Origin of the sequence: Streptomyces sp. NBC_00080 (assembly GCF_045041255.1) — a bacterium.
Lineage (GTDB): Bacteria > Actinomycetota > Actinomycetes > Streptomycetales > Streptomycetaceae > Streptomyces > Streptomyces coriariae.
In genome coordinates this window covers 5435465-5450397 of sequence record NZ_CP108235.1, presented here as the reverse complement: position 1 = coordinate 5450397, position 14933 = coordinate 5435465, and the positions used below count along the sequence as shown (strand labels likewise).

The window sequence follows — 14933 nt, the reverse complement described above, 5'->3', positions numbered from 1 at the left end:
GGAGCCCTCACCGGCGGTCTGTCGGTGGACCGGTACGTCAGGCGCGGACCAGTTCCCGGTCCTCGTCGCCGTCACGGGACGAGTCGGCGTCGGCCCGGGTCTTCAGGCCCTCGCCCTCGACGTCCACGTTGGGCAGGGCGCGGTCCAGCCACTTCGGCAGCCACCAGGCCTTCTTGCCGAGCAGGGCCAGCACCGCCGGCACGATCGCCATGCGCACGATGAACGCGTCGAAGAAGACGGCGATCGCGAGGCCGAAGCCGATCATCTTGATCATCGACTCGGTGGAGCTGATGAAGCCGCCGAAGACGGCCATCATGATGATCGCGGCGGCGGCCACCACCTTGGCGCTGTGCCGGAAGCCGGTGACGATGGCCTGGCTCGGGCTCTCGCCGTGGACGTACGCCTCCCGCATCCGGGTCACGAGGAACACCTCGTAGTCCATCGCGAGGCCGAAGACCACGCCCACCATGAAGATCGGCATCATCGACATGATCGGGCCGGTCTCCTCGACGCCGATCAGGCCGCCGAGCCAGCCCCACTGGAAGACCGCGACGACGGCACCGAGCGCGGCGAGCACGCTGAGCAGGAAGCCGAGGGCCGCCTTCAGCGGGACCAGGATGGAGCGGAAGACCACGATCAGCAGCAGGAAGGCCAGGCCGACGACCAGACCCAGGTAGGGGATCAGCGCGTCGTTGAGCTTCTGCGAGAAGTCGATGTTCATCGCGGTGGTGCCGGTGACCAGCACCTGCGCGCCGGTGTCGGCCCTGACGTCGGTGCCCTGGTCACGGATGGCGTGCACCAGGTCCTCGGTCTGGGTCGAGGACGGCTTGGAGCCCGGGATCACGGTGATCGTGGCGGTGTCGCCGGCCTTGTTGAACATCGCCGGGGTGACCGTCGCGACGTCCTTGAGGTCCTTGATCCCGTCGGTCACCGTGGTGGCCGCAGCCTCGGGGTCGTCGCTGTTCCGGGCGTCGACCACGATCATCAGGGGCCCGTTGAAGCCGGGGCCGAAGCCCTCCGACAGCAGGTCGTACGCCCGGCGCTGCGTCGTGGACGTCGGCTGCGAGCCGTCGTCGGGCAGGCCCAGCTCCAGCCGGGTGGCGGGGACGGCGATCGCGCCCAGCCCGACCACGCCGAGCAGCAGCACGGCGGCCGGACGGCGGATGACGAAGCTCGCCCAGCGGACGCCCGGGCCGGGCTTGGCCTGCTTGCCCTGCCGGCCCTTCTCACCGGTCCCGGCACCGGTCTTCTCGCCGGTCTTCTCGCCGGTCATGTCACCGGTCGACCCGCGCTTCTCGCCCGTGGCCCTGACCCTCCTGCCGGCGTAGCCGAGCAGCGCGGGGATCATGGTCAGCGCGATGAGGACGGCCACCACGACCGTGCCCGCCGCCGCGAGGCCCATCTTGGTCAGCATCGGCACGTTGACGACCGCGAGGCCCGCCAGGGCGATCACGACCGTGAGACCGGCGAAGACCACCGCCGAGCCGGCGGTGCCGGTGGCGCGGCCGACCGCCTCCTCGCGGTCGCGGCCCTCGGCCAGCTCGCTCCGGTAGCGGGAGACGATGAACAGCGCGTAGTCGATGCCGACCGCCAGGCCGATCATCAACGCGAGGGTGGAGGTGGTGTCGCCCAGGTCGAGCGCCTTGGCGAGCGCGGTGATGGTGGAGACGCCGATGCCGACACCGATGATCGCCGTCAGCAGCGGCAGTCCGGCGGCGACCAGCGATCCCAGGGTGATGACGAGGACGACGGCGGCGATCGCGAGACCGATGACCTCGCCGATCGCACCCGGCTCGGCGCCGGCCTGGAGGGCGTCACCTCCGACGTCGACGGTCAGTCCGGTCGCCCGGGCCTCGTCCCCGGCCTTCTCCAGGGCGTCCCTGGTCGAGTCCTTCAGTTCCATGCCGGGGGCGTCGTACTTCACCGACGTGTAGGCGACCGTGCCGTCCTTGCTCACGGCGCCGGTCGTGAACGGGTCGGTGACGGAGACGACCTCGGAGCCGTCGCCGAGGGTGTCGACGGTCTTCTCGACGGTCGCCCTGTTGGCGGTGTCCGTCATCTTCTGGCCCTCGGGCGCCTTGAAGACGATGCGCCCGGTCCCGCCGTCGGCGCTGGCTCCTGGGAAGCGCTGTTCCAGCAGGTCGAAGGCCTTCTGGGCCTCGACGCCGGGGATGGAGAAGGAGGTCGTGCCGGCGGCGGGCGCGGAGGCGGCGCCGACGCCGGCCAGGGTCAGCAGGGCCACCCATATCAGGGCGACGAAGTGGCGTCGCCTGAAGGCGAGACGGCCGAGTTTGTAAAGGAACGTGGCCACGGAGGCGTACTCCCGGTCAGGTCGTGGTGTGGGGCCACAGGCCCCAAGGGCAGGGTTGACCAACCCGGCGGGGAGAGCAGGGGTGATCGGCCCGACGACGTGAGCGGTGACGTCAGGTGGGCGGACCGTGGGGACGGTCAGGTGGTGGTGGAGACGCCGAGGGCAGGGAGGACCACGGCGTCGATGTACGAGAGGAGGAAGGCCTGCGTCGGAGGTTGTTCGTCGAGCATGGTGCGGGCGGCGAACGCGCCGATCATCATGTGCGGCACGTAGTCGAGCGCGGGGTTGTCCGCACGGACCTCGCCCCGGTCGATCGCCCGCTGGAGCACGTTGCGGAACTCCGCCATCTCCGGCTCGACGAGGTGTTCCTTGAACGCCCTCAGGAGGTCCGGGTTGCCATGGATCGCCATGGCCAGCCCTCGCATCAGCGCGGAGTTCTGCTCCATCTCGCAGTCGTCCGAACGCATCGTGAGGGCATGCAGGTCGCCCCTGAGCGATCCGGTGTCGACGCCGCCGGCGGACGCGCCCGGCTTGTCGTGCCGCACCGCCTTCGCCACCAGCTCGGCCTTGCCGCCCCACTGGCGGTAGAGCGTCGCCTTGCTGGATCGGGTGCGGGTGGCGACGGCGTCCATGGTGAGGGCGTCGTAGCCGACCTCGCGGAGCAGGTCGAGCACGGCCCGGTACAGCTCGGCCTCGCGCTCGGGCGTGATGCGACTGCGACGCGTCGTTGCGATCTCAGTCATGTCACTCACCTTCCGGCTCCGTCGTCACCGACTCGTCTCGTACACCATGAAGATACCCTGAGGAACAGCGAAACGAAACCGTTTCGTACGTGTGCTGGCTCACGAAGGTGAAGGACGCATAAAGCGAGCGCATAAGTTGCCCGGCCCCATTCGCCGGAAAAGCATGGGGAGGTGAGCTATCTGCGTCTGCCCCACCTCAGTGGTGACCTGCTCTGCTTCGTCGCCGAGGACGACCTCTGGCTGGCCCCCCTCGCCGACCCCGGCCGCGCCTGGCGGCTCACCGTCGACCGCACCAAGGCCGGACACCCCAGGTTCTCCCCCGACGGGACCCTGATCGCGTACACGAGCTGGCGCAGTCTCGTCCCGGAGATCCATCTGGTGCCCGTGGACGGCGGGCCGGGACGGCGGCTGACGTACTGGGGCAGCTCCGACACCCAGGTCCGCGGCTGGACGCCCCCCGACCAGGACGGGCACACCGACATCCTCGCCGTCGCCTCCCACGGCGAGCCCTTCTCCTACTTCACCTGGGCCTACAAGGTCCCCACCGACGGCGCGCCCGGCCGCAAGCTCCCCTGGGGCCCGGTCTCCGACCTGCAGACCGCCGACATCGCCGGCGAGTGCAAAACCCTCCTGCTCACCGGCACCCCACCGCACGAACCCGCCGCCTGGAAACGCTACCGGGGCGGGGCGACGGGCCGCCTGTGGCTGCACGGGCAGCGGCTCCTGGCGGACCTCGACGGCCATCTGCACTCCCCCCTCTTCGTCGGCGGCCGGATCGCCTTCCTCTCCGACCACGAAGGCGTCGGCAACCTCTACTCCTGCGCCCACGACGGCTCCGACCTGCGCCGGCACTCCGACCACGACGCCTTCTACGCCCGGCACGCCTCCAGCGACGGCACCCGGGTGGTGTACCAGTGCGCCGGCGACCTGTGGATCGTCGACGACCTCGCCGCCGACTCCGAGCCGCGCCGGATCGACGTACGGCTCAGCGGACCGCGCGCGGGGAGGCGGCCCTACCAGATCCCGGCCGCCCAGCACGTGGACGGCATCTCCGTCGACGAGACGGGGCGGGCGAGCGCCGTCGTCGTACGCGGCAGTCTGTACTGGCTGACGCACCGCGACGGCCCGGCCCGGACGATCACCGACACCCCCGGGGTTCGGGTACGGCTGCCGGAGATGCTCGGCTCGGGCGGCCAGGTCGCCTATGTGACGGACGCGGAGGGCGAGGACGCCGTCGAGATCGCCCATCTGCCCCGGGCCACCGGCGACCGCGCGCCCCGCAGGCTGGCCTCCGGGCGGCTCGGCCGGGTGCTGGAGATGGTGTCCGACCCCGACGGCGAGCGGCTCGCCGTCGCCGCGCACGACGGACGGCTGCTCCTCATCACCGTGTCCGACGACCTCGCCCTGGCCGACGACGACATCACCGGGAGCGACGACGCGGGTGACGCAGGCGGCGCGGGCACGGACGGCACGGACCCGGACGGCACGAAGTCGGACGGCACGAAGTCGGACGGCTCGGAAGCGGACGGCGCCGTCACCGAGCTGATCTCCTCGGTCAACGGACCCGTGCGGGACCTGGCCTTCTCCCCCGACGGGAGCTGGCTGACCTGGTCGCATCCGGGGATCGGCCGGTCGCTGCGGCAGATCAAGATGGCCCGCATCAAGGACCGGCTCATCGTGGACGTCACCAACGGCCGGTTCGAGGACGAGAACCCGGTCTTCACCAGGGACGGCCGCTACCTGGCCTTCCTCTCCTGGCGCGGCTTCGACCCGGTGTACGACGTGCACACCGGGGACCTGTCCTTCCCGCTCGGCTGCCGCCCCTACCTGGTGCCGCTGTCGTCGGCGACCCCCTCCCCCTTCGCCCTGACCCCGGAGGGCCGGCCCGCCGCCGGAGGCCTGGACCCGGTGGAGGACGACGAGGGCGGCGACGGGGCCGTGACCGTCGAGATCGAGGGCCTGGAGAGCCGCGTCACGCCCTTCCCGGTACCGGCGTCCAAGTACTCGGCGCTGTACCCGGTGGCGGGCGGCGGACTGGTGTGGCTGCGCTGGCCGATCTCCGGGGCGCTGGGCGAGACCTTCGCGAACCCGGACGACACCAGCGGGCGGCCGACCCTCGAGTACTTCAACATCAGCAAGGCGAAGAAGTCCGAACTCGTCGACCACCTCGACTGGTTCGCGCTCAGCGGGGACGGCTCCCGGCTGGTCGTGGTCGACGAGGGCGACCTGCGGGCGGTGCCGTCGACCGAGTCCGGCGACCTGGACTCCACGGTCTGGATCGACATGCGACGCATCCTGCACGAGGTGGACCCGGGCGCCGAGTGGCGTCAGTCGTACGAGGAGGCCGGGCGGCTGATCCGCGCCTACTTCTGGGACCCGGGGATGTGCGGCATCGACTGGGACGCGATCCTCGACCAGTACCGGCCGCTGGTCGAACGGGTCGCTTCACCCGACGAGTTCGCGGACCTGCTGCGTGAGGTGCTGGGCGAACTGGGCACCTCCCACGCGTACGTCACCGCCGCCCGCCGCAACGAGGGTCCACCGCACTACCAACGCCTCCAGGGCCTGCTGGGCGCCAACTTCGTACACCGCGAGGCCGGTTGGACGGTCCGGCGGATCCTGCCCGGCGACTCCTCCGACTCCAAGGCGCGTTCCCCGCTGGCCGGGACCGGGATCCGCGACGGGGCGGTCCTCACACACGTGGACGGACGGCAGGTCGACCCGGTGACCGGCCCGTATCCGCTCCTCGCCGGCGCGGGCGGCACCACGGTGGAACTCACCTTCACCTCGGCCGAGGGCGGTTCGGGCCGTCCGCGCCGGGTGGCGGTGGTCCCGCTCATCGACGAACGCCCGCTGCGCTACCAGGACTGGGTGGCCAAACGGCGGGCCGTGGTACACGAGTTGAGCGGTGGCCGGTGCGGCTATCTGCACATCCCCGACATGGGCGGCTCGGGCTGGGCCCAGTTCAACCGCGATCTGCGGATGGAGGTGTCCAGGCCCGCACTGCTCGTGGACGTGCGCGGCAACGCGGGCGGGCACATCAGCGAGCTGGTGGTGGAGAAGCTGACCCGCACCATCATCGGCTGGGACCTCACCCGCGACGCCCAGCCGGTGTCGTACGCCTCGAACGCGCCGCGAGGCCCGGTGGTGGCACTGGCCGACGAGGCGACGTCCTCGGACGGCGACATGATCACGGCCGCCTTCAAGCTGCTGAAGCTGGGCCCGGTGGTCGGCCAGCGCACCTGGGGCGGCGTGGTCGGCATGACCGGCCGCCACCAGCTCGGCGACGGCACCGTCATCACCGTCCCGATGAACGCGGCCTGGTTCGACGCGTACGGCTGGTCCGTGGAGAACCGGGGTGTCACCCCCGACCTCGAGGTGCTGCGCACCCCGCTCGACTGGGCCGAAGGCCGTCACGCCCAACTCGACGACGCCGTTCGGCTGGCCCTGGACCTCCTCACCAGCCGCCCCCCGGCGAGCCCGCCGACCTACGACGACGTCCCCGACCGCTCCCGGCCCAAGTTGCCGCCCCGCCACGGGCTTTAGGGGTCACGGGCTTCAGAGGTAACGGGCTGCTCGAGAGGTAACGGGCTCGAGAGGTCGTCGCGACGACGGCCTCCGCCACGAGGCAGGGCGCCCTCCCGGAAGGAAGGGCGCCCCACGTCATCACACAGACCGGGCTCGGCTAGAAGTCCTGGCCGATACGGTCGTCGTCGTCGTCGCGCCGCATACGCTCCGTGTCCTGGCCGGGACGCTGGCCGGGACGCTCACCGGGACGCTGGCCCGAACGCTCTCCGGGACGCTCACCGGACCGCTCGCCCGGACGCTCACCGGGACGCTCGCCCGGGTGCTGCTTGCCGCGCTGCTGCGCCTGCTCCTTGGCCTGCCCGACCTTCTGCTTGGCCTGCTGCTTGAACTGCTCGGACTGGTCCTGGAACTTGTCCTTCATACCCATGTGGGTTCACTCCTGTGGGGAGATGAGGGGGGTTGGGGCCCCTTGGTGGGGCCTCGACCAGATTCACACGGGTGCTCACCGCGCGCATGTCGATCAACTACGCTGCGTAGCCCTCGCCTGTTCGTCGGCGGAGCCGCCCGCGCCCACCAGCCCCGTCCGCATCCCCTGCAGCCGGGGCGCGAACCGCCTCATCTCGCGCTGGCCCACCGTCCCGATGAGCGCGGGCAGATAGCCGCGCACCCCCTGCATCCCCCGCAGCCACCACTGTCCGTACACGTGCGACGAGCGCCGTTCGATCCCGGCCACGATCCGGTCGACGGCCGGCCCCAGCGGATACGTCTTGTTCGACGGCCACGGCAGCCGCTGCCTCAACTCCCGCATCACCTCGTCCTGATCGGCACCCCGCACCATGTCGGTGTCGGTCCAGGACAGATAGCCGACGCCGACCCGGACACCCTGGTGGCCGACCTCGGCGCGCAGGCTGTGCGCGTACGCCTCCACGCCCGACTTGGACGCGCAGTACGCGGTCATCATCGGCGCCGGGGTGATCGCGGCGAGCGAGGCGATCTGGAGGAGGTAGCCGCGACTCTCCCGCAGCAGCGGCAGGAAGGCGCGGGCCGTGACCGCCGAGCCGATCAGGTTGACCTCGATGACCCGTCGCCAGGCCTGCGGGTCGGAGTCGGCGAACGGACCGCCGTTGGCCACACCGGCGTTGGCGACCACGATGTCCACCTTGCCGAAGCGCTCCTTCACCTCCGCCGCGACCCGGGCCATCGCCTCGTGGTCGGTGACGTCGGCGTACCAGTGGTCGCTGTCGCTGTGCAGGCGCTCGGAGACCTGCTTGAGCGCGTCCGGCTCCAGGCCGACCAGCGCGACCTTCACACCGCGCGCGGAGAGCTTGCGGGCCAGCTGCTCCCCGACGCCCCGCGCGGCCCCGGTCACGACCGCGACCTGTCCTTCGAGACTGACCCTGCTCATGCGCCCTCCTTCAACTGTGCGTATGTGGTGACGAGTTCCCGGATCCGGCCGGTGACCAGGTCGGGTGCCTCGACCGGTGTCATATGGCCGAGGCCGGGCAGTTCGGTGAGGCCGACGCAGTGCGGGAGCGCGGCGGCGATCCGGCGGGCGTGCACCGGCGGGGTGAGCCGGTCGCCGCTGCCGACGATCACCGCCGTGGGCACCCGCAACTCCCGTACGCCGTGGTCGAGGTCGAGCAGGTTCAGCACGTGCGACCAGGTGTGGCGCACCTTGCGCGGGCAGGCGTGCACGATGCGGGCACACGCGTCCACCATGTGCGGGGCGGAACCGGCGCCCATCGTGGCGTACTTGAGGATCCGCTTGGCGACCGGCGTGACCGGTCCGAGGGGCGCCCTCGACCCGAGGACGTGCCGGGTCAGCCAGGTCCGCAACGGGCCCGGCCGCAGGGGGAGGACGGTGGACTCGGCGACCAGGGCCGAGGCGCCGGTGCTGCACAGCAGGACGGCCGCCGCGTGTTCCCGGAAGACGTCCCTGGCGGCCGCCGCCAGCACCGTCATGCCGCCCATGGAGTGCCCGGCGATCACCGCCTTCTCGCCCGGCGCGAGCGTCGCGGCGAGGACCGCTTCCAGGTCGTCGGCGAGGGTGTCGGTGCTGCACGCCTGGCTCGGCAGGGTGCGTCCGTGGCCGCGCTGGTCGTAGGCGATGACCCGGTGGTCGGCGGCGAGGTCGCGGATCTGGGCCGCCCAGAACGCGGTCGAGCAGGTCCAGCCGTGGGCGAGGACGACGGCGGGCGCGGTCTCGGGGCCATGGACCTCGACGTGCAGGAGCGTGCCGTCGGCGGAGACGGCGGTGAGCTCGCGGGCGGAGGTCATGCCGTCACCTCGTCGTTCTCGCTGTGCTCCGCGCGGGCCGGCGGCACCGCGGGTGCGCGCAGGACCTCGTACTCGGCGAGGTCGACGCGGCGGGTGGCCCGCCGGAACTCGGCCGTGGTGCCCGGCCAGATGGTGGTGTTGCGGCCGCTCGCGTCCAGGTACCAGCTGGTGCAGCCGCCCGTGTTCCACACCGTCCGCTTCATCCGGTCCTGCACCCGGCGGTTCCAGGCGTGCACGGCGCTCGGCCGCGCGTCCAGCGCCGCGCGTCCACCGAGGACGTCGAGCTGGCGCAGATAGTCGGCCATGTAGTTCAGCTGGGACTCGATCATCAGGATCATGGAGGAGTTCCCCAGGCCGGTGTTGGGGCCGATGATCGTCATCCAGTTCGGGAAGCCGGCGGCGGAGGCACCGCGCAGCGCCTCCATCCCGTCCTTCCAGCTCTCCGCGAGCGTCCGCCCGTCGGTGCCCACCACGCGGTCGGCGATCGGCATGTCCGTGACGTGGAAGCCGGTGCCGAAGACGATCGCGTCGACCTCGGCCTCGCTGCCGTCGGCGGCGACCAGCGTGGACCCGCGGATCTCGCTCAGCCCGCTCGCGACGACGTCCACGTTGGGCTGGGCGAGGGCCGGATAGTAGGTGCTGGACAGCAGGATCCGCTTGCAGCCGATGCGGTAGTCCGGGGTGAGCCTGGCACGCAGGGCCGGGTCCTTGATGGCGCGGGCCATGTTCTGCTTGGCGAGCTGCTCGACGAGTCCGAGCTGGTTCGGGTGCTTGGTGAACGCCTGGACCTGGAGTTCCCGGATGCCCCAGAGCAGTCCCCGGCGCAGCTGGGTGGTGAGGGGCACGGCGCGGTGCAGGGCGCGCTCCGCGCCGCTGATGGGCCGGTCCATGCGGGGCATCACCCAGGGCGGGGTGCGCTGGAAGAGCGTCAGCCGGGAGACGTCGGGCTGGACGGCGGGCACGATCTGGATGGCGGAGGCGCCGGTGCCGACCATGGCGACGCGCTGCCCGGTGAGATCGTGGTCGTGGTCCCAGCGGGCCGAGTGGAAGACCTTGCCGGGGAAGGTGTCGAGGCCGGGGATCTCCGGGATCTTCGGGTCGGACAGCGGCCCGGTGGCCGACACGACCACATCGGCGAAGTACCGCCCGCCGCTGGTCTCGATGTCCCAGCGCAGCTCCTGCGCGTCCCACGTCATCCGCAGCACCTCGGAGTCCAGCCGCAGATGCGGACGGAGCCCGAAGACGTCCGCGACGTGCTCCAGATAGGCGCGGATGTGTTCCTGCCCGGAGAAGGTGCGCGGCCAGTCCGGGTTGGGCGCGAAGGAGAAGGAGTACAGGTGGGAGGGCACGTCACAGGCGCACCCCGGGTAGCTGTTGTCCCGCCAGGTCCCGCCGACGCTGCCCGCCCGCTCCAGGACGACGAAGTCGGTGATCCCCTCGCGGCGCAGCCGCACGGCCGCCCCCAGCCCACCGAAACCTGACCCGATCACCGCCACCCGTACGTGTTCGGTCATCCCGACACCTCCTAGCCGTGCGTGCGACTCTACGGACTCTGCCAGTGAACACTGGCGCAATGGGAGCGTAGAGCAGCTCCGTACCGATGGGTAGGGGCCGGGAGAGGGAAGTTACCGGCGGTACAACATAGGCTTCGCCCGTGACGGACAAGCGGGAGTACCGAACGGAGGAGCTGGCCGCGGAGGCCGGCATCACGGTGCGCACCCTGCGCTTCTACCGCGAGCGCAAACTCCTCGCGCCACCACGCCGCGAAGGCCGTATCGCCTGGTACGACGACCATCACCTGGCCCGCCTGCGCACGATCGCGGCGCTGCTGGAACGCGGCCACACCCTCACCGGCATCGCGGAACTGGCGGACGCCCTCGACCACGGCCGCGGCGTGGCCGACCTCCTGGGCGTCGGCGGCCCCACCGAGGAGGAACCGGTCCGCCTGACCCCCGAGGAACTCGCCGCGCGTTTCGAGGGCCAGGTCACCACCGAGAACCTCGCCGCCGCCCTGGACCTCGGCTACCTGGGCACCGACGGCGACGAGATCGTCCACATCAGCCGCCGCTTGCTGGACGTCTCCTCCGCCCTGGTCCGCGAGGGCATCCCGCTCGCCGAGGTGCTGGCGGCCGGCGTCCGGGTCCGTGAACACGCCGACGCCCTCGCCACCCTCTTCACCGATCTGATCCTGCGCCACGCGACCGAGGACGACCTGCCCCGCCTGCGCCCACTGGCACGCAGCGTGGTCGAGGCGGAACTGTCCCTCGCCCTGGACAGACGACTGCACAAGTCGACCTAGAGATCCCGACCGCGGTCGCGCTCGCGGTGGTGATCGCGTCGGTGACTGCCGTCATACCCAGGTCGTACGTGCCGTCGCCTTACAGGTCGCCCCACAGGTCGTCCCAAGGGTCGTCCTGGAGGTCGCCCTAGAGGTCGTAGACCACCGTCACCGGAGCGTGGTCCGACCAGCGCTCGCCGTGCGTGGCCGCCCGCTCCACGAATCCCTTGACGGCCTTGCCCGCGAGGGTGGGCGTCGACACGTGAAGGTCGATGCGCCATCCCGAGTCGTTGTCGAAGGCCCGGCCCCGGTACGACCACCACGTGTACGGCCCCGCCACGTCCGGATGCAGCGACCGCACGACGTCGACGTAGCCGCCGTCCGTCGGGGCGAAGACCTGGGTCAGCCAGTCGCGCTCCTCCGGGAGGAAGCCGGAGTTCTTGGTGTTGGAGCGCCAGTTCTTCAGGTCGGCCTGCTGGTGGGCGATGTTCCAGTCGCCCACCACGAGGACCTCGCGGCCGTCGGCGGCGGCACGGGCGCGCAGGTCCTTGAGATGGGCCAGGAACTCGCCCATGAAGCGGACCTTCTCGTCCTGCCGGTCGGTACCGACCTCACCGGAGGGCAGGTAGAGGGAGGCGATCGTCACACCGGGCAGGTCGGCCTCGACGTAACGGCCGCTGCCGTCGAACTCGGACGAGCCGAAGCCGATCCGGACGGCGTCCGGCTCACGACGGCTGTACAGGGAGACACCGGCGCGACCCTTCGCGGCGGCCGGCGCGTGGGTGACGAACCAGCCCTCGGGGGCCCGGACCGCCTCCGGCAACTGCCCCGGCTCGGCACGCACCTCCTGGAGGCACAGCACGTCGGCGGAGGTGTCGGCGAGCCACTCCACGAAGCCCTTCTTCGCGGCGGCACGCAGTCCATTCACGTTCACGGAGGTCACGGTCAGCACCCCGGCACGATACAGGCCCGGTCCCGCGCGGGCCTGCGCCCTCCGGCCTCCCTCTCCGCCCTCCGACGTCCGACCTCCGGCGGATACCGGCACACTGGACCAGGTCCAGAATCGACTTTTCCAGGATTGTGCATACAACTACTGTGAGCAGCATGAATATACGCCCGGTCGCCTTCGACCACCCCGACGCCGTCAAGCTCAACGACGAGGTCCAGGCCGAGTACCACGAGCGCTACGGCGACGGCGGTGACGCCACGGTCCTGGAGCCGTCCGACTTCCGGCGGCCGCGCGGGGTCTACCTCATCGCGTACGACGAGCTGGACCGGCCGGTGGCCACGGGCGGCTGGCGCAGCCAGGACGACGACGGCGAGGGGCACGAGGACGGCGACGCCGAACTCAAGCGGATGTTCGTGATCCGGGAGATGCGGGGCAGAGGCCTGGCCCGGCGGATGCTCACCGCGCTGGAGGAGGACGCGCGGGCGGCCGGCCGTGTCCGGATGGTCCTGGAGACCGGCACCGAGCAGCCCGAGGCCATCGCCCTGTACACCTCCAGCGGATACGCGCCGTGCACGAAGTTCGGCTACTACCGCGAGTACGAGAACAGCCGGTGCTACGCCAAGCCGCTCGGCTTCTGAGCAACCTCGGCCTCTGAGCAGCCTCGGCCTCTGAGCAGTCGGCTGCTGAGGAGCCTCGGCTCCGGAAACCGCTCGGTTCCGGGAGAACCTCAGCTTCTGAGGTAGGCGAGCACCGCCAGGACCCGGCGGTGGGTGTCGTCGGCCGGGGGCAGGTCCAGCTTGGTGAGGATGCCGCCGATGTGCTTGCCCACGGCCGCCTCCGACACCACCAGCTGACGGGCTATCGCTCCGTTGGACCGCCCCTCCGCCACCAGCGCCAGCACCTCCCGCTCGCGTGGGGTGAGCCGGGCCAGCGGGTCGCGGCGCCGACGCAGCAGTTGCCGTACGACCTCCGGGTCGACGACCGTGCCGCCGGCCGCGACCTCGCGCAGCGCGTCGACGAACTCCTCCACCTGGCCGACCCGGTCCTTGAGCAGATAGCCGACGCCGGTGCCGTCGCCGGAGTCGAGGAGTTCGGCCGCGTAGGCGCGCTGCACGTACTGGCTGAGGACGAGCACCGGCAGTCCGGGCCGCTCCGCGCGCAGCAGGACCGCCGCCCGCAGCCCCTCGTCCTGGAAGGCGGGCGGCATGCGGACGTCGGTCACGACGATGTCGGGCGCGTGGCCGGCGACCGCCTCCAGCAGCCCCGGCGCGTCGCCCACCGCCGCCACGACCTCGTGCCCGAAGCGGGTGAGCAGCGTCGTCAGGCCGTCGCGCAGCAGGACGCCGTCCTCGGCGAGGACTACGCGGAGGCCTCGCTGACCGTACCCGTCCGCTCGTTCGGCTTGCTCGGCTTGCTCGGCGGGCTCGACTGACTCGGCTCGTTCGGCGGGATCGGCTGATTCGGCGGGCTCGGCTCGCAAGGGATCTCCACACGCAGCAGGGTCGGTCCGCCCGGCGGGCTGGTCAGGATCAGTCTTCCATCGAGCACCGACACCCGGTCCGCGAGACCGGTGAGGCCGGTGCCGCGGGCACTGTCGGCGCCGCCGCGGCCGTCGTCGGCCACCTCAAGGACGAGCAGCCGGCCGCCCCGGTGCTCCGCACGCACGCGTGCGCGCCGCGCACCGCTGTGCCGGGCCACGTTGGCCAGTGCCTCACGGACCACGAAGTAGGCGGCGGCCTCCACGGCCTGCGGGAGCCGCGGCGCCGGACGGGCGAAGTCCACGTCCACCGGGACGGGCGAGCGGTCGGCCGCGTCGGCGACGGCCGCCTCCAGGCCGTAGTCGGCGAGCACCTGGGGGTGGATGCCGTGGATCAGCTCACGCAGTTCCGCGAGGGCCGCACCCGCCTCCTCATGGGCACGGGCGAGCTGCTCGGCGAGGGGGCCGCCGGGCGGGGCGTCGAGACGGGCCAGGCCGAGGTTCATGGTGAGCGCGACCAGACGCTGCTGGGCACCGTCGTGCAGATCGCGTTCGATCCGCCGGCGCTCGCCCTCGAACGCGTCGACCAACCGCGCGCGTGAGCGTGTCAGTTCGACGACCCTGGCCTGCGGATCGCCCCCGCGCGGGGCGACGAGCAGCCGGGTCAGCGCGGCCCTGGCCCCCGCCGCCGCCCCGAGGGCGTACCCGCCCACGGCCAGCAGCAGCACGCCCAGCGCGGCGGCGCCGAAGGCGGCCGGCCAGCCGGTCACCGTCCACACCTTGAGCACCTTCGTCTCACGGCCCTCGCCGACCGTCGCCAGCAGCAGCGGGGCCGCGACCGTCGCGAGAGGGACGAACAGGGCGACGGTCAGCAGCAGCGCCTCGGCCGGCCAGAGGAGGCACGCGGCGAGGAGGGTGTGGCCGAGCTCGCGCCAGGTGGCCCGTTCCCGGAGCCGGGTGACGAGCCAGCTGCGCAGGCCCGGCGTGGCGGGCTCGGCATGCGCGCCGGGCGCGTCGTCCGCGTCGACGAGGCGCAGCCGGCGCCGCTCCAGAGCGGCCACGGGCAGCCCGGCGAAGGCGACGGCCGCGAGCAGCGGAAGCCCGACGAGGACGACCGCGAGAACTCCGCCCACCGCCACCACCGCGACCAGCCCCACGAGGACGGCGGCTCCGGTGGCGGCCCCCGTCAGCAGGTAGGCGACCGCCCGCCAGGGCCACGGCGACAACAGGTAACCCGGGCGGATCAAGGCCTGCCACACGTTTCGGGTTTGCATACGGATCACCGTAGAAGGGGCGCCGCGCCGGGACCATCGGCCTGACCGGAGGTTCGGGGGTATGCCTGGCCCTACCCCAGGTCTCGGTCCTGCCCG

12 protein-coding genes are annotated in these 14933 nt (G+C 71.8%); 3 read left to right on the top strand and 9 right to left on the bottom strand.

From position 1 onward, the window contains the following. Positions 1-37: 37 nt before the first annotated feature. A complete protein-coding gene (locus OHU34_RS24470) occupies positions 38-2311 on the bottom strand; it encodes an MMPL family transporter (protein ID WP_142264743.1) in 2274 nt (757 codons plus the stop codon). A gap of 137 nt (positions 2312-2448) precedes the next feature. Then, positions 2449-3054 (bottom strand): TetR/AcrR family transcriptional regulator, encoded by a 606-nt coding sequence (locus OHU34_RS24465; RefSeq protein ID WP_142264744.1) that lies wholly within the window; start codon positions 3052-3054, stop codon positions 2449-2451. A 171-nt stretch (positions 3055-3225) separates the two neighbouring features. Here OHU34_RS24465 and OHU34_RS24460 point away from each other — a divergent pair, with 171 nt between their 5' ends. Continuing rightward, positions 3226-6600: a S41 family peptidase gene (locus tag OHU34_RS24460; RefSeq protein ID WP_405768309.1), complete on the top strand. Its 3375-nt coding sequence runs from the start codon at positions 3226-3228 to the stop codon at positions 6598-6600. 139 nt (positions 6601-6739) lie between these two features. Here OHU34_RS24460 and OHU34_RS24455 read toward each other — a convergent pair whose 3' ends face one another. The 4 genes from OHU34_RS24455 to OHU34_RS24440 all read right to left on the bottom strand — a co-directional run bounded on the left by OHU34_RS24455 (position 6740) and on the right by OHU34_RS24440 (position 10373). Then, the gene (locus OHU34_RS24455) at positions 6740-7009 is read right to left on the bottom strand and encodes a hypothetical protein (RefSeq protein ID WP_142264746.1); all 270 of its coding nucleotides are present in this window, start codon (positions 7007-7009) and stop codon (positions 6740-6742) included. A 93-nt stretch (positions 7010-7102) separates the two neighbouring features. Then, complete coding sequence (locus OHU34_RS24450) at positions 7103-7987, bottom strand: SDR family oxidoreductase (protein ID WP_142264747.1); 885 nt, start codon at positions 7985-7987, stop codon at positions 7103-7105. Further along, positions 7984-8859: an alpha/beta fold hydrolase gene (locus OHU34_RS24445; RefSeq protein WP_405768305.1), complete on the bottom strand. Its 876-nt coding sequence runs from the start codon at positions 8857-8859 to the stop codon at positions 7984-7986. The genes OHU34_RS24450 and OHU34_RS24445 overlap by 4 nt, the downstream gene beginning before the upstream one ends. Further along, positions 8856-10373 (bottom strand): NAD(P)/FAD-dependent oxidoreductase, encoded by a 1518-nt coding sequence (locus OHU34_RS24440; protein WP_142264749.1) that lies wholly within the window; start codon positions 10371-10373, stop codon positions 8856-8858. The genes OHU34_RS24445 and OHU34_RS24440 overlap by 4 nt, the downstream gene beginning before the upstream one ends. A gap of 140 nt (positions 10374-10513) precedes the next feature. On the opposite strand from OHU34_RS24440, the gene OHU34_RS24435 reads away from it, so the two are divergent. After that, the gene (locus OHU34_RS24435; RefSeq protein WP_142264750.1) at positions 10514-11158 is read left to right on the top strand and encodes a MerR family transcriptional regulator; all 645 of its coding nucleotides are present in this window, start codon (positions 10514-10516) and stop codon (positions 11156-11158) included. A gap of 127 nt (positions 11159-11285) precedes the next feature. On the opposite strand, the gene OHU34_RS24430 is transcribed toward OHU34_RS24435, so the two are convergent. Next, on the bottom strand, positions 11286-12089 hold the full coding sequence (locus tag OHU34_RS24430; protein ID WP_142264751.1) for an exodeoxyribonuclease III: 804 nt from the start codon (positions 12087-12089) through the stop codon (positions 11286-11288). Between the two features lie 152 nt (positions 12090-12241). Here OHU34_RS24430 and OHU34_RS24425 point away from each other — a divergent pair, with 152 nt between their 5' ends. After that, positions 12242-12724 (top strand): GNAT family N-acetyltransferase, encoded by a 483-nt coding sequence (locus OHU34_RS24425; RefSeq protein ID WP_142264752.1) that lies wholly within the window; start codon positions 12242-12244, stop codon positions 12722-12724. Positions 12725-12813: 89 nt separating this feature from the next. Here OHU34_RS24425 and OHU34_RS24420 read toward each other — a convergent pair whose 3' ends face one another. Together OHU34_RS24420 and OHU34_RS24415 are read right to left on the bottom strand one after the other, a co-directional pair. Next, positions 12814-13425 carry a response regulator transcription factor gene (locus OHU34_RS24420; RefSeq protein WP_230195488.1) on the bottom strand — a complete coding sequence of 204 codons (612 nt, stop codon included), beginning with the start codon at positions 13423-13425 and terminating at the stop codon, positions 12814-12816. Positions 13426-13445: 20 nt separating this feature from the next. Beyond that, the gene (locus tag OHU34_RS24415) at positions 13446-14837 is read right to left on the bottom strand and encodes a sensor histidine kinase (protein ID WP_405768301.1); all 1392 of its coding nucleotides are present in this window, start codon (positions 14835-14837) and stop codon (positions 13446-13448) included. Positions 14838-14933 lie beyond the last annotated feature (96 nt).

Excerpts from the sequence above, each read along its gene's own strand:
- OHU34_RS24465 (WP_142264744.1), bottom strand. The coding sequence starts at position 3,054 with ATGACTGAGATCGCAACGACGCGTCGCAGTCGCATCACGCCCGAGCGC.
- OHU34_RS24455 (WP_142264746.1), bottom strand. The coding sequence starts at position 7,009 with ATGGGTATGAAGGACAAGTTCCAGGACCAGTCCGAGCAGTTCAAGCAG.
- OHU34_RS24450 (WP_142264747.1), bottom strand. The coding sequence starts at position 7,987 with ATGAGCAGGGTCAGTCTCGAAGGACAGGTCGCGGTCGTGACCGGGGCC.
- OHU34_RS24445 (WP_405768305.1), bottom strand. The coding sequence starts at position 8,859 with ATGACCTCCGCCCGCGAGCTCACCGCCGTCTCCGCCGACGGCACGCTC.
- OHU34_RS24440 (WP_142264749.1), bottom strand. The coding sequence starts at position 10,373 with ATGACCGAACACGTACGGGTGGCGGTGATCGGGTCAGGTTTCGGTGGG.
- OHU34_RS24425 (WP_142264752.1), top strand. The coding sequence starts at position 12,242 with ATGAATATACGCCCGGTCGCCTTCGACCACCCCGACGCCGTCAAGCTC.
- OHU34_RS24415 (WP_405768301.1), bottom strand. The coding sequence starts at position 14,837 with ATGCAAACCCGAAACGTGTGGCAGGCCTTGATCCGCCCGGGTTACCTG.